The sequence below is a fragment of the Methanospirillum lacunae genome (assembly GCF_003173355.1).
Lineage (GTDB): Archaea > Halobacteriota > Methanomicrobia > Methanomicrobiales > Methanospirillaceae > Methanospirillum > Methanospirillum lacunae.
In genome coordinates this window covers 401170-414066 of sequence record NZ_QGMY01000007.1, presented here as the reverse complement: position 1 = coordinate 414066, position 12897 = coordinate 401170, and the positions used below count along the sequence as shown (strand labels likewise).

The window sequence follows — 12897 nt, the reverse complement described above, 5'->3', positions numbered from 1 at the left end:
TTCTTGAATCCATTTTTGATGCATTACTCATAACCCCGGTGAAAGAATGCGATGGACCCTGGCCATGAGCTGGTGATCTGCTGCAGCATCAGCATGGAGTTTGAATGTTCGTTTTAGTGGAGGAACCGGTCGCCATGGGAGTTGATCAGTTATCTCCCAGAGAATGAGCCCATCGGGAGGAGCAGGTTTCACCTTGTTGCTACATCTGCCGGTGAGCATTACTTCAAGTTCTTCAAGTGTGAGCAGACCTGATGATACACGGGTGAGAGCCGCAGCCATGCACCTGACCATGTGCCAGAGATAACTCGGGGCTGTCACTTCTATCCAGCAACAATCTTCCTCAATATGTACGTTTATCGTGGTGATACTTCGTATGGGATCTTTTCCCGGTTCAACACGTGCAAAGCAGGAGTAATCGTGCTTTCCGAGGAATAACTTTGCAGCCTCTTTCATCAAAGCGGGATTTTCAGGCATCTCATGGAAGTAAAACCGGTAGGTCCTGCTGATCACATCCCGACGTGGGGAATATGAATCAGGGACCTCACAGAAGGCATCAACCCAGATATCAGGGGGAAGCTGACCAGGAAGTGCACGCCTGGCACGATCCGGATATGGTGTCGAGAATGCAATAACCTGGCACCGGGCATGAACCCCGCGATCAGTACGGCCGGAGAATGCAAGCCTGCCTTCCCGGGTATCAGTAAACAGGCCAGCCCTGATGCAGGCCTGCCTGATCTCTCCCTCCACGGTCCGGTCACGGGGCTGGAACTGGGAGCCGAAAAATGAGGTCCCAAGATAGCCTATACGAAAAGCAACCCTCACCTGGTAATTCTGCCTTTCAGTTTCCGCCATGAGTTCCGAAGTGACTGTTTAGTATAGGTTCTGACAGGAGTCCGCCTGCCCCCGGGCTTTGTATTTCCGTTTCTGATGGCCTCAAGGATACCGGCAATACTGCGGTCTGCCTCGATGATTGTCCTGCCGTACCCAATATACCTGCAGTTATGTGCATCGCTTCCAGCCACCATGGGTTTTCCAAGTCTACGGGCATAACGGGCAGCTTTCCTGTTTGCTCCACCGAGGATATACCGGCTGTTGAAGACCTCAATAGCATCTGCTGCCTCGAGAGCTTCTTTCTTTTTTAGGGCGACTCCGTGCCGGTACCGATGAAACGGATGCGGAAGGATTGCAACCCCACCCATTTTATGAACCAGGGCGATTGTTTCAAGGACATCAAGACCTTTAGGAACCTCTCCACTGACTCCGAGTGCAAGCAGGTGACCCTGCCTAGTTGTTACTTCTACACCAGGAATTACCAGGACATCACTGGTTATTGAGGCTGCAATCCTGCAGCCTTCTATGGTGTCATGATCAGTCAGAGCAATGGCATCGAGACCTGCTGCGCGTGCTGCTGCAAGTACCTCTTCAACCCGGCTCTCACCGTCTCCGGAACAGGATGTATGGACATGAAGATCAGCAGTTAACATCACTACTACTATAGGTTATCTCCTGCAGTAATTAAGAAAGGATGATGCGGATACTCCTCCCAACCGGCAGGATCACCGAAGAGGTTGTCAGGAAAGCAGCCACAGGATACGATGCTACGGTGGTAGTTACCGGTGAACTCGCATCATTTCTCACTCCTCATCACCTGAGGACCCTGCTTGTTGATGGATCATATGACATGGTGATTACATCAGGTATGTGCACAGCCTCTTTTCAACAGGTCGAAAAAGAAACGGGAGTGCCAATTTATCGTGGACCACGTCATGCAGCAGATCTCTCATTGATACTCAGAGTCATAGATACAATAGAGCTGTCCCGTGAGATTCCTGCCGATGATTTGCTCACATCATTACGACAGAAAGAGGCTGCAGACAAGGTTAAATTACTTGAAACCGAGGCCACTGGAGATTTCTCAATCCGGGGAGTCAAGATCGGAAAAGGATCCCGGATAAAGGTCCTGGCCGAGATCATGGATGCTCATCGCCATCCGGATATCAGGAAGAAGGTAATCCGGTTTTTTGAGGACGGAGCTGACATCGTTGATCTTGGATTCGGGTTTGATGCAACACCTGATGACGTGAGGAGGGTGTTTGAAAGAATTTCTGATCTGCCTGGACCTCTGGCTGTTGATACCCAAAACCCTGAGCTCATCAGGGCTGCACTGCCACGAGCTGATCTGATTCTCTCACTCCATGATGGGAATATCAATGAAGTGGGACCCGATATCATAGAGGCCAGGGCAGCAGCGGTTATTGTTCCCCTGGAACGAGCCCTTGGAGAGACAATAGAGCAGGCAAAAAAATTGGGATTGACCCGGCTTATCGCCGATCCCCTTTTGCAACCCGCAGGATCGGGACTTACCAGGTCCCTTGCCGGCTTTTCAGATCATGGCTGTCCTCTCTTTTTTGGGGCTGGCAACGTAATTGAATTGATTGATGCCGATTCAATCGGGATCAATGCCCTACTTGCAGCGATGGCACACGAACTCCATGCTGCCATCATATTCTGTAGTGAACACAGCGATAAAACACAGGATTCCATCAAAGAGATGAGGAGGGCAACCGAGATGATGCTCCTCACCGGTGAACGTCCATATCCCAAGGATCTCGGCATTGATCTCTTCTGCATCAAAGAGAAACGTAAAAGAAGAGAACCTCCCCTGGAATACTCCAGTATTGTCGATGCTGAACAGATGCCTGATGAGATTCAATATGATCCGCGCGGAAATTTCAGAATCGGGATCGAGGACGGATGGATCATCGCTGTCAGGAACGGATCAGCAGTCAGAGGAAAACGATGGCAGGATGTACTCTACACCCTTTTAAAGCAGGACGCAATATCACTCCTCGATCATGCCGGATACCTGGGTCGTGAACTCTTCAAGGCAGAACTTGCGATAAAATTCGGGCGAAGCTTTGAACAGGATGGCCCATTCTGATCTGCAGCCGGGGAACAATCAATGAATGATGAAGTCCAACATCTTCTCCTTCAGGTATATGGATAATTCATGAATATCAGAGGAATCTCAGCAGATACCCTTTCCCTGTTGCTTATCATGGGACAGGAATCACACCCCCGGGAGTTTGCAGCGCTTCTGTCAACAGAAGAGGGCGTGATCCGGAACGTGGATATTATTCCCGGAACCATTGGGGGATCAGCGAGTGCTTCGGTTCTGTTTGAGATGATCCCACTCAACGTCGGATATATCGGAAGCGCACACAGTCATCCAAGCGGAGCAATACGGCCGTCAGAAGCAGATCTTGCATTCTTCTCACGGACCGGGTCCTGCCACATCATCGTCGGACACCCCTATGGTCAGGATGACTGGAGGTGTTTCCACGCTGACGGGACAAGTATTGAGCTCGAGGTAATACCGGATGAGTAAAATCCGTAGAGTAGTCGCAACCGGAACCTTCGACATCCTCCACCCCGGGCATCTCTGGTACCTCAGTGAGTCTGCGCATCTGGGAACTGAACTCTGGGTCATCGTCGCCAGGGATGAAAACGTGAAACATAAACCCAGGCCGATTATTCCTGAAGAACAGAGGGTGATTATGGTTGGGGCCCTGAAAGGAGTTTTTAAAGCAGTACTTGGCGATCAGCATGATATGTTCAGGCCCATTGAAGAGATAAAACCCGATATCATCACACTTGGGTTCAATCAGCACTTTCAGGAGAGTCGTCTTCGTGACTCCCTGAGCGAACGTGGACTAAAGACCGAGATCATCAGAATCAGCGAGTACGCAGGAACCCCTTTTACCAGTTCACGCAGAATTGCAGAGGAGATCAGACGACGTGCAGTGTCTGATAACTGCTCATGTTAATAGCCTGCCACCTCTTTTTCGGAGCAGCATCTGGACTGCTCCTTCAAAATCGGTTTAAATCAAGGTACATTCTCCCGGCTTGTGTACTGGGATCTGTTCTCCCTGACCTTATTGACAAACCACTTGGATACATCATTTTTCCATCAATAGGAGATGGGAGACTTATCGCCCATTCCCTGATGGGACTCACAATAATCCTTTTGATCACAACTGCTCTCTTCAGAAACAAGTACATTACAGTTGCCCTTGGGATTGGTATCATGACTCATCAGATCCTGGATGAGATGTGGAAGATACCGGTGAACTGGTTTTATCCCCTGCTCGGGCCGTTCCCTGTTTACCAGATGGAGAACTACTTCGGTTGGGGCCTTATGCGTGAACTGACAACCCCGTCGGAGTACCTCTTTGCACTCGGATTACTGTTTCTTCTGATTAGCAGAACCGAAAATAATCTCATCAGGGAAAGGGCGGGCATTCTTTCAGGGGCATCAGCTCTCCTGCTTCTTCTTACCGGGAGATGATCAGGAAACCGGTAAAGGGCAGGGAAGAGCCTCACGGAGCTCTTCCAGGTTATGAGTTACCACAGCTGATTGCTCAAGCATGAGATTCACATGCTCAATGGCACCGACCATTCTGAAATCGGTCCTGACTGCAATGACAGGAACTCCTTTTGCATAGGCATATCCCATCTCCCAAGATGTTCCAGAGTCGGCGTCAGCACCATCAATCACTGCAACAACAATATCCGTGTTTTCAAGGGCCGAAAGATTCCGGGAAAAAATCTCCAGATGTGCATCCATTCCCCGTGATGCCGATGAATCCCCGATCTCCTGAGGAAGATACACATCATATGCATACGACCGAAGATATTGTGCAAGTCTGATATTCCAGGTGCGCTCAGCTTCAGAGAAGAGTGGGCCAGCCAGGTAAATCCTGCTCATAGCTACAGCATAGACATCGTACGCAGGGATATCTGGAAACCGATCCAGGAAAACACCCCTCCCTGTTTCACGGCCAGTTGGAGATCTCCAGTTTTTATTCACCCCACAGGTGGGTGACGAATCAACTCCGACAATGGCGTAGGGGACTCCGAGATCTGCAATCGTGGACCTGATCTCCCGTTCCATCTGATCAAGAAGATGCCTGAAATCGGGTGTATCTAGCCTCTCAGAGAATGTAGCAGGGCTCCTGTCGGCTCCCAGGTACAGGGTCTCGGGACAGGGAAGGAATCGCATATCAATTCCATAAGACCTGCACCGGGAGAGAACTTGATCAAATGCCAGGATATCGCGTTCAGTGGTAATTCCTGATGCCCGCAGACCTGGTTCCCTGATACAGGGACAGAAGAGAAGGTACATTATTATCTCATATCACGTGCAGTCATGATAGATGATACCGCTCCTTGCATACCGGGACAACACTTGTGATCCGAAGAAATGCACGATGAAGAAACTGGAGCGGGCAGGAATGGTCAAAATATTCTCTCGTTTAACCCACGTCCCCCGCAGCAGTCTCATTCTCGATCCCACAGCAGAACAGGCATTATCTCCTGCAGACAAAGAACGAACACGGACCATTACCGCTCTTGATTGTTCATGGGCAGTGCTTGATACCAGCATCGTACGTAACTGGAGGTTCAGGCGGGCTCTTCCGTTTCTCCTCGCTGCAAACCCGGTGAACTTTGGCAAACCCTTTAAACTGACTTCAATTGAAGCGATGGCAGCTGGCCTCTGCATACTCGGTGAGGAGGAACAGGCACGGGAGATCCTTGGAAAAGTATCCTGGGGGATCAGATTCATAGAGTTGAACCAGGAACCACTGGACGCCTATGCACAGGCGATTGACAGTACTGATGTGATAAAAATTCAGGGAGAATTTTTCTGATCTGGTCACCAGTTTTGCCAGATATAGGTTTTTATCCCAGTAGAATAATGTAAAAGTGCAGGATCGCCACATTCAATATTATGGGAATCAGAGACTGGCTGGGAGGATCTGATGCCACCCCGGCAGATGGTTATTGCCAGAAAGGAGAGAACCAACTTGCCAAAGAGAAGTTTGAGGCAGCCATCCAAACCTTCAACCGTGGTCTTGAATTAGATAGAGGAAATTCAAAATGCTGGAACGGGATGGGTAAGGCATTTTTAGGACTTGAACGCTACGACAGGGCTGATGAATGTTTCACCCGGGCACTTGAGATAGAACCCGAGTACGTTGAGGCAATCACCAACAGGGCAAAAGCACTCAGGGGTCTCGCAAAAAAGACACAGGACGCCCTGAAATGCCTCGAAGCGATCGAATTGTGTAACAGGGCACTGGTGTTACATCCTGAATACCCTGCTGCATATCATGAGAAGGGAATGGCACTCTGGACTCTTGGAAAGAGGGACGAGGCTGTTGATTTTTTTGATAAGGCTAAAAAAATCGATCCATCTTATTCGTATCCCTGGGATCTGAAAGGGAGGTACCTCTATGACCTGAGAAAATATCACGAGTCAATTGAGGCTTATGATCATGCAATAAAGGTCAGACCCCAGGACCCGGATATTCTCTACGGGATGGGTCGCTCACTCATGAAGATAGGGGCCTATCAACATGCAATATCATATTTCAAACGATGTATAAAGGAACGACCCGATTTTGCCCCTGCATGGCTTCTTACCGGAAACGCGTACAAAATTCTCCATAGATATGATGAAGCCATTGAGGCATACGAGACCGCGATGGAACGAGACCCTGGCAGTACAAAATATCGTAAAAATATCGCAGATGTATACTTTGTGATGGGAAACCAGGCGTTATACAAGGAGGGTAAATATCAGGAAGCCATTCAGTATCTTGACCAGACACTCAAAATAATTCCAAGGCACATCAATGCCTGGTTCTCAAAAGGGGTTGCATACAGGAAACTTGGTGCATACCGGAATGCTACCACCTGTTTCCTGCGGGTGGTTGAGATAGATCAAAACAATTCACATGCCTACTATGAGATGGCACAACTCCTTGAACGGGGAGACAACCTTGAAGAAGCGGTCAGGTGCTACCTCGAAGCGATCAGGAGTGACCCTTCGCATACCGATGCGATGTACAAACTAGGAAACCTGCTCATCGATGTCGGGGAGTATAAAAGTGCAATCCAGTACTTTGATCAGATCATCGATAAGAAACCGGATTCTTCGGTGGCATGGTACGCTAAAGGGAAGGCACTTCAGAAGAACGGGCAGGACCGGGATGCTGAACGGTGTTTTGAGCGGGCAGGAAAACTCGCGGCTACACCATAACCAGAAACAAACAGAGATCAGATGTCAAACCCGAGCTTGTTCGGGGCCGGGACCACCTGAGGCCCGTTGAACTCAGGGTTACCGAGAATGTATTCGATGATGAGTTCAGCAAACCTTTTGCCGTCATCGGGATTTCTGGCAGTGACTATCCGGTCCAGAAATACCACAGGTTTATCCTCAAATTTAACATCAGCCTTCATCATCTCCCTGATGGGAGGACCATTGATAACAGTTGCAGGCCGCTTTTTCAGGATGCCTGCCCTGGCAAGCACCACCGGGGATGTACTGATGGCACCTAGCACTTTGCGGTGTAATCTGAAAATCTTGACGAGTTCGAGCAGATCCTTACTATTCCAGAAGTGGGCTTGACCCCCATGACCTCCAAGTATCGCCATGGCGTCATATTCTGATTCCTTATGGAGAATCACATCCTCAAAACTCAACGGGACATAGACCCTTCCACCAAGGGTACCCTTCGCGTATCCTGCCTGGTTTGATGCGAACTCATATTCTGCTTTGTTATGATCAAACACCGCAATGACCAGGGATAATTCCTTGTCATGATAGCCGGTAGGAGGAACAGCGATCAGGATCTTCATAAAAAGGTAGTAAAGAGTTGTATTCCGAATGGTATAGCAATACTGGTGACTGGATATCTGATCGGTTGTATAAAAGAAACGTTGGGTATCTGGTCGCCTATGTCCAGTATGTTCCTCCCCAGTAATCATGAAGCGTCCCTTCTGAATCAAGTTGAGGACCGAGAGGGACCTCATCAAACATAGGGAATTCAGGAATTGTGGTCGTACTGTTTACACCTGCCACCTTATCCCTGAACATGTTTAGGGCAACCTGAGCCTCTTCATAATAACTCTTTGATTTGTCATAGGGAACCCTGCCATCTGTGGCTGATACAATATTCGTCCTCTCAGTCAGGTAGTTGTTGTAATATTCCCTGGCCTGGGAGATATAGTAAAGAAATGCATCAATATAATTTGCTGTTTCTAAAAATTCAGCGGGAACATTTTTGGAAGTAAGTGAGACATAGGTAGACTTGGCTCTTGAAACATCATCTCCCATGATGAAGTAATACCCTTTTGACTCGTCATTGCGTTCAGACTTGTTCAGGGGTATACTCTCAATATTGTCCTCAATCCACCTGGATATCGTGGTGTTAATTTCGTCTGTCTGATATGGCTTTGATGGATCCGGTTTTCTGTGTTCCATGAGCACCGGATATTTCAATCCTTCAAGGACAGATCCCATTCCAATATCATCATCAGGGAAGGTATCACTCACGGCTGGAAGTTTATAGAGGGTTACCTTTGGATATGAGGCTGCAATACGATTCCACCATATTGAAGCAGTCTGATAATAGATCTGGGCAAGATCGTAAAATTCAACGCCTGTTGTGGTAGAAGCAACAGAATTTTTCGTATCATGATAATTCTCATACGCTTCTCCTGTTTTCACCGAGTAATACAAATACGCAAGTGTTGCTCTAGCCTCATCATACCTTTCAGGACTGATCTTCATTCCCTTCATAGATGAATACGCACTATTCACTTTCATCTGCTGACTTCCGAGAGGAACTGTGCCATTTGACATTGATTTTATAATCGGTACAGCAGTAGAGAAGAACTGGTCATCCTGTGATACCGTACCTTCAGGAGCTACCTGAAGAGTATCTGGCATCGGTTCAAGAACTAGATCAGCAGCCAATACAACTGCTGGAAGGCCTACCAGCAGTATACCAAGCATCAGCATAATCGAGAATAAAAGCCGTGTCATTACTCAGAGGATCAGGACAGCCAGCTGATAAACTTTTGGTCCACCTGATAGAAGATCCTAATATACTCATCATTACTGCTGAAACTGACAATTTTCACCATACTTGACAAAACTGCTATACCCCGGAAATGTCAAATAATCTTAACTGGTTGGTGTAGATGGCTGACGAAGAACAGGTGAAGGCTATCAAGGAAGGGGTGGATGTGTGGAATAAATGGAAAGAACTCAATCCTCGCAAAAGACCTGATCTCCGGGGGGCCCATCTGAATGGTCTGAACCTTGAAGGGATCAACCTGAACGGTGCACGACTTGATGAGGCTGATTTTGAATTCTCGATTCTTCGAAAAGCAAATTTTGCTGGAGCAAGCCTGGTAAAGGCAAATTTAAGCAACACGGACCTGAGCGAAGCTGTTCTAATTAATGCAAATCTCACCGGAGCACGGCTCACTAATATCAAGACAACCCGCGCTGACTTCCGAGGGGCTAACCTGACAGGGGCTGATGTCAGACAGGTAAAAAGAGGGTAAGGTTATTTTAGGATCTTATAGAGTGTCGACCTTTCTTTGAGTTCCCGCCCGATATCCGCACAGATGTGTGCCATTTCTTCAGGTTCAAAGATATCAGATAGATCTGCACCGGCATCGCCGGTAACATCATCGATGTACATAGTGCCTGATAGATCATCTGCTCCGGCAAGCAAACCCAACTGACTCATTTTTATTCCAATCTTTGGCCATGATACCTGAATGTGATTGATGTTATCCAGGTATAACCGGCAGACCGCAGTTGTTACCAAGTCATCTCTTCCTGTGGGACCAAAACGGATAGTCCCCTTTTGATGAAGAGGAGTTCTGCTATGAATGTAAGAGAGGAGAACCATTTCAGAGAAACCACCAGTGTCATCCTGAATGCCCCGGATCAAGTCAAGATGTGCAGCCCTTTCATCTGGAGTTTCAGTTGATCCATACATAATCGTTGCGGAACTGCTGAGTCCAAGTTTATGAGCCTCCCTGATGATCTCTTCCCACCTCGCTGTTCTCACTTTTGCCGGACAGATGACATCCCTGACCTCATCGACAAGGACTTCAGCTGCAGTACCCTGCAGACTTCCAAGCCCGCCGTCTTTGAGGGATGTGATGACTTCAGCAGGTGTAAGGTTATCTTTCCTTGCAATCCAGTCAACCTCATCAGGAGAGTATGCATGAATATGAACATCAGGAAAGACCTCATGTGCCCATTCCAGAAATGAGAGATAATTTTTGAGTCTGAAATCGGGGTGAACTCCAGAAAGGAAACATATTTCAGTGACACCCCGTGCTTTGGCTTCGCGAACCTGTGCCTGAACCTCATCTTTGCCGAAGAGATACGCATCAGAATCGTTCTTTTTTCTGCCAAACCCACAGAACCCGCAGAGATTCTTACAGATGTTGGTTATATGTACATTCTGGTTGCGTACAAATGTGACGGTATTTCCTACCTTCTTCTCCCGCATCTCATCCGCTGCAGCAAAAAGGTGGTGGAGGTCTCTCCCGGTCACTGACAGAAGAAACGCACCTTCTTCAGGTGTAAGCCGATGACCAGCAAGCGTGTCTGAAAGGAGTGTATGAAGATTCATGATTCTCGTTACTTCTTCTTTGTCTGTGTCTTGTTCTGGGGACCGGAGGTTTTGCGCCGGGTATAGAGTTCCTGAAGGATCATAAGTGCTATGACTATGACTATGACCGGTCCGATATTCAGAGGCAGATATCCGACATACGGTACTGAATACACAGCCTTGCCAACAATCCACTCCTTCTTTACCGGTTGTATGGGAGAACCGGTTCCCCGGTAATTATCTCCAAATCCTGTCTGATCAATAACCGGGTTATTATCTCCCTTTGTGATATATCCAGCATGGGGAGCAATGTATTGTTTTGTCTCTATCTGGCCGGTTGCCTTGTTCATCTCACGGTATGTGATATTTGTCGGCCCGGCTTCAACCCAGTAAAGGGCACGATGAATAATCGGATGAAGTTCAGTATTCCCATTCGGATGGTAAATAATAACGTCACCGGGGAGGCTGTATTTCTGGTACCCTGATTCATTGCCTTCAGCCATGCTCTGAAGGGGTCCAAGCCGGTCCGCAGCAACCACCAGGACAAGATCGCCGACATTCATATGAGGGACCATACTTTCTGATTCGATGGTGACAATGGCAGGCCATGTCCCACAACCCAGAAAGAGGATGGCTACGATGATGCCAACAGTAACCAGAACAGAGGCTATTTCACGGACTGCAGACGGGATCTGCTCATCACTTTTCCAGAAATCTGATATTAAGGTTTTTATTGGCTTTTTTTCGGACTTTGCTGCCATAGTGTAAGTATGTAGGTTCCATCTGAGAATTATTAATATTGAACTGCCTGACACTACTTCATATGTAAACTTTCAGCATCTGAAACACCAGGACAGTGGAGTCTCAAAATCTTGATCCCATTTCAAATCCCATCTATAGTACCGTGAGTCTGTCTTCAAAACCTGGTTCCGTCCAGCTGACTTGTTCACTTCTACATACCCGGAGGGAATCCAATTAACTCATCCGCCATTGTAGAGCGGTTTCTGGATTGCCGGCTTCAGGTTCACCCCGATGTGGTCAGGTACATCAGGGAGCAGAATGATGACAGTCTCATCGAAAGAATCATCTCTTCACTCCCGCGTGATTGTCTGGTAGTTTCAGGCCGTCACCTCCCAGGGACTAAACCGGCAAGGGATGGGATGAGGTTTCTGGGAGATCCATCCCTTGAGGTGATAGCAGGAAGAAAGGGCACCTGCAAACCGGCTGGAAGAGTGGAGGATTATGTCGCATACTTTCATGACAGATATACCAGACTCTCTGGGATGGTCAGGGGGAGATGCAGCCCGATACCAATTGAGGCACTGAAACGGAATTCTCGGTATAAATCTGAAGAGTTTGCTATCACCGGGATGGTGGTAGAGGCCCGGAGTACGGGAAAGGGACACCGTCTGATAGAGATAGAGGACCCTACCGGATTTATTAGTATTCTCTTCAACAAGGACCGGGATGACTTTGAAGAAGCAGAGAAGATCGTGCCTGACGAGGTGATAGGGGTCAGAGGTACTCTCTCACCAGAGGGTTCTCTCATGTTTGCGGATCAACTCTTCAGACCTGATATCCCATTCACCTACTCACCATACATGAGTGACAAACCCGGGTATGCTGCACTGATATCTGATATTCATGTCGGATCTGATACATTTCTTGAGGATGCCTGGTACCGGTTTTCAGACTGGCTGAAAGAGAGTGATATCTCGTACCTTCTGGTAGCCGGAGACCTGGTTGACGGGATCGGTATCTACCCGGGACAGGACAAAGAACTAACCATTCCAAATATCTATGGGCAATATGAAGCACTTGGAAAGATGCTCTCTCAGCTCCCGTCACATCTCAAGATAGTGCTTGCACCAGGAAACCACGATGTTGTACGGGGAGCTGAGCCACAACCTGTAATTCCCGAAAAATTCATTGGATCATTTCCACCGAATTGCATCTGGGTCGAGAATCCCGCTCTTGTCAATCTTCAAGGGGTCAGGATTCTCATGTACCATGGGAGGTCTTTTGATGACCTTATCGGTGTGATACCTGGTGCTAGTTATGAGAAAGCTCATGATGTTATCCCTGAGATGCTCAAGCGGCGTCACCTTGCTCCGTGCTATGGAAAAAGAACACCAATAGCAGCAGATACCGTAGATCGGCTCATCATTGATCCAATCCCAGAAGTGGTCCACTGTGGTCATGTCCACATCACCGGGATCACCCGGTACCGGGGAGTGCTCGCAATAAATGCAGGAACCTGGCAAAGTCAGACCGCATTTCAGAAGCAGATGAATATCCAGCCTACACCAGCACAAGCGGTCATCCTAAACCTACAGACTCTCAAACCCGAGATCTACGACTTTAGTGAAGGGATGCCTGACCCGATGATAGCCAACTAATTCAGGCCCTT

At 48.1% G+C, this 12897-nt stretch carries 15 protein-coding genes; 8 read left to right on the top strand and 7 right to left on the bottom strand.

Annotation, left to right across the window (positions count from 1 at the left end; translation table 11 throughout):
• Positions 1-27: 27 nt before the first annotated feature.
• Both truA and DK846_RS09985 read right to left on the bottom strand, forming a co-directional pair.
• Positions 28-852, bottom strand: coding sequence for a tRNA pseudouridine(38-40) synthase TruA (gene truA / locus DK846_RS09990; RefSeq protein WP_109968840.1), 825 nt, complete (start codon positions 850-852; stop codon positions 28-30).
• Complete coding sequence (locus tag DK846_RS09985) at positions 819-1484, bottom strand: CehA/McbA family metallohydrolase (protein ID WP_109968784.1); 666 nt, start codon at positions 1482-1484, stop codon at positions 819-821. The genes truA and DK846_RS09985 overlap by 34 nt, the downstream gene beginning before the upstream one ends.
• 44 nt (positions 1485-1528) lie before the next feature.
• On the opposite strand from DK846_RS09985, the gene DK846_RS09980 reads away from it, so the two are divergent.
• From DK846_RS09980 to DK846_RS09965, 4 genes are all read left to right on the top strand, one after another.
• Entirely contained in the window at positions 1529-2941 is a 1413-nt protein-coding gene (locus tag DK846_RS09980; protein ID WP_109968783.1) for a dihydropteroate synthase-like protein, read from the top strand.
• Between the two features lie 69 nt (positions 2942-3010).
• On the top strand, positions 3011-3388 hold the full coding sequence (locus tag DK846_RS09975; RefSeq protein WP_109968782.1) for a Mov34/MPN/PAD-1 family protein: 378 nt from the start codon (positions 3011-3013) through the stop codon (positions 3386-3388).
• Between the two features lies 1 nt (position 3389).
• A complete protein-coding gene (locus DK846_RS09970) occupies positions 3390-3827 on the top strand; it encodes an adenylyltransferase/cytidyltransferase family protein (RefSeq protein WP_109968839.1) in 438 nt (145 codons plus the stop codon).
• Complete coding sequence (locus DK846_RS09965) at positions 3821-4348, top strand: metal-dependent hydrolase (protein ID WP_109968781.1); 528 nt, start codon at positions 3821-3823, stop codon at positions 4346-4348. Before DK846_RS09970 ends, DK846_RS09965 begins: the two co-directional genes overlap by 7 nt.
• On the opposite strand, the gene DK846_RS09960 is transcribed toward DK846_RS09965, so the two are convergent.
• Positions 4349-5185, bottom strand: a complete 837-nt coding sequence (locus tag DK846_RS09960; protein WP_109968780.1) for a nucleoside 2-deoxyribosyltransferase — start codon at positions 5183-5185, stop codon at positions 4349-4351.
• A gap of 31 nt (positions 5186-5216) precedes the next feature.
• Between DK846_RS09960 and DK846_RS09955 the strand changes: the two genes are divergently transcribed.
• Both DK846_RS09955 and DK846_RS09950 read left to right on the top strand, forming a co-directional pair.
• On the top strand, positions 5217-5711 hold the full coding sequence (locus DK846_RS09955; protein ID WP_109968779.1) for a DUF367 family protein: 495 nt from the start codon (positions 5217-5219) through the stop codon (positions 5709-5711).
• 80 nt (positions 5712-5791) lie between these two features.
• The gene (locus DK846_RS09950; RefSeq protein WP_109968778.1) at positions 5792-7105 is read left to right on the top strand and encodes a tetratricopeptide repeat protein; all 1314 of its coding nucleotides are present in this window, start codon (positions 5792-5794) and stop codon (positions 7103-7105) included.
• A 17-nt stretch (positions 7106-7122) separates the two neighbouring features.
• Here DK846_RS09950 and DK846_RS09945 read toward each other — a convergent pair whose 3' ends face one another.
• Together DK846_RS09945 and DK846_RS09940 are read right to left on the bottom strand one after the other, a co-directional pair.
• Positions 7123-7704 (bottom strand): DJ-1/PfpI family protein, encoded by a 582-nt coding sequence (locus DK846_RS09945; protein WP_181391712.1) that lies wholly within the window; start codon positions 7702-7704, stop codon positions 7123-7125.
• A gap of 97 nt (positions 7705-7801) precedes the next feature.
• Positions 7802-8893, bottom strand: a complete 1092-nt coding sequence (locus DK846_RS09940) for a hypothetical protein (protein ID WP_146201197.1) — start codon at positions 8891-8893, stop codon at positions 7802-7804.
• A 158-nt stretch (positions 8894-9051) separates the two neighbouring features.
• On the opposite strand from DK846_RS09940, the gene DK846_RS09935 reads away from it, so the two are divergent.
• Positions 9052-9420 carry a pentapeptide repeat-containing protein gene (locus DK846_RS09935; protein WP_109968775.1) on the top strand — a complete coding sequence of 123 codons (369 nt, stop codon included), beginning with the start codon at positions 9052-9054 and terminating at the stop codon, positions 9418-9420.
• 2 nt (positions 9421-9422) lie between these two features.
• Here DK846_RS09935 and cofH read toward each other — a convergent pair whose 3' ends face one another.
• Both cofH and DK846_RS09925 read right to left on the bottom strand, forming a co-directional pair.
• The gene (cofH, locus tag DK846_RS09930; protein WP_109968774.1) at positions 9423-10508 is read right to left on the bottom strand and encodes a 5-amino-6-(D-ribitylamino)uracil--L-tyrosine 4-hydroxyphenyl transferase CofH; all 1086 of its coding nucleotides are present in this window, start codon (positions 10506-10508) and stop codon (positions 9423-9425) included.
• Between the two features lie 8 nt (positions 10509-10516).
• Positions 10517-11248: a S24/S26 family peptidase gene (locus DK846_RS09925; protein ID WP_109968773.1), complete on the bottom strand. Its 732-nt coding sequence runs from the start codon at positions 11246-11248 to the stop codon at positions 10517-10519.
• A 213-nt stretch (positions 11249-11461) separates the two neighbouring features.
• On the opposite strand from DK846_RS09925, the gene DK846_RS09920 reads away from it, so the two are divergent.
• Entirely contained in the window at positions 11462-12886 is a 1425-nt protein-coding gene (locus tag DK846_RS09920; protein ID WP_109968772.1) for a DNA-directed DNA polymerase II small subunit, read from the top strand.
• The last annotated feature ends 11 nt before the right edge of the window (positions 12887-12897 follow it).

Bases quoted from the DNA above. Each gene is read 5' to 3' on its own strand.
- truA (WP_109968840.1), bottom strand. From the start codon at position 852: ATGGCGGAAACTGAAAGGCAGAATTACCAGGTGAGGGTTGCTTTTCGT.
- DK846_RS09925 (WP_109968773.1), bottom strand. From the start codon at position 11,248: ATGGCAGCAAAGTCCGAAAAAAAGCCAATAAAAACCTTAATATCAGAT.
- DK846_RS09935 (WP_109968775.1), top strand. From the start codon at position 9,052: ATGGCTGACGAAGAACAGGTGAAGGCTATCAAGGAAGGGGTGGATGTG.
- cofH (WP_109968774.1), bottom strand. From the start codon at position 10,508: ATGAATCTTCATACACTCCTTTCAGACACGCTTGCTGGTCATCGGCTT.
- DK846_RS09960 (WP_109968780.1), bottom strand. From the start codon at position 5,185: ATGTACCTTCTCTTCTGTCCCTGTATCAGGGAACCAGGTCTGCGGGCA.
- DK846_RS09950 (WP_109968778.1), top strand. From the start codon at position 5,792: ATGGGAATCAGAGACTGGCTGGGAGGATCTGATGCCACCCCGGCAGAT.
- DK846_RS09945 (WP_181391712.1), bottom strand. From the start codon at position 7,704: ATGAAGATCCTGATCGCTGTTCCTCCTACCGGCTATCATGACAAGGAA.
- DK846_RS09985 (WP_109968784.1), bottom strand. From the start codon at position 1,484: ATGTTAACTGCTGATCTTCATGTCCATACATCCTGTTCCGGAGACGGT.
- DK846_RS09955 (WP_109968779.1), top strand. From the start codon at position 5,217: ATGATACCGCTCCTTGCATACCGGGACAACACTTGTGATCCGAAGAAA.
- DK846_RS09980 (WP_109968783.1), top strand. From the start codon at position 1,529: ATGCGGATACTCCTCCCAACCGGCAGGATCACCGAAGAGGTTGTCAGG.
- DK846_RS09965 (WP_109968781.1), top strand. From the start codon at position 3,821: ATGTTAATAGCCTGCCACCTCTTTTTCGGAGCAGCATCTGGACTGCTC.
- DK846_RS09975 (WP_109968782.1), top strand. From the start codon at position 3,011: ATGAATATCAGAGGAATCTCAGCAGATACCCTTTCCCTGTTGCTTATC.
- DK846_RS09940 (WP_146201197.1), bottom strand. From the start codon at position 8,893: ATGACACGGCTTTTATTCTCGATTATGCTGATGCTTGGTATACTGCTG.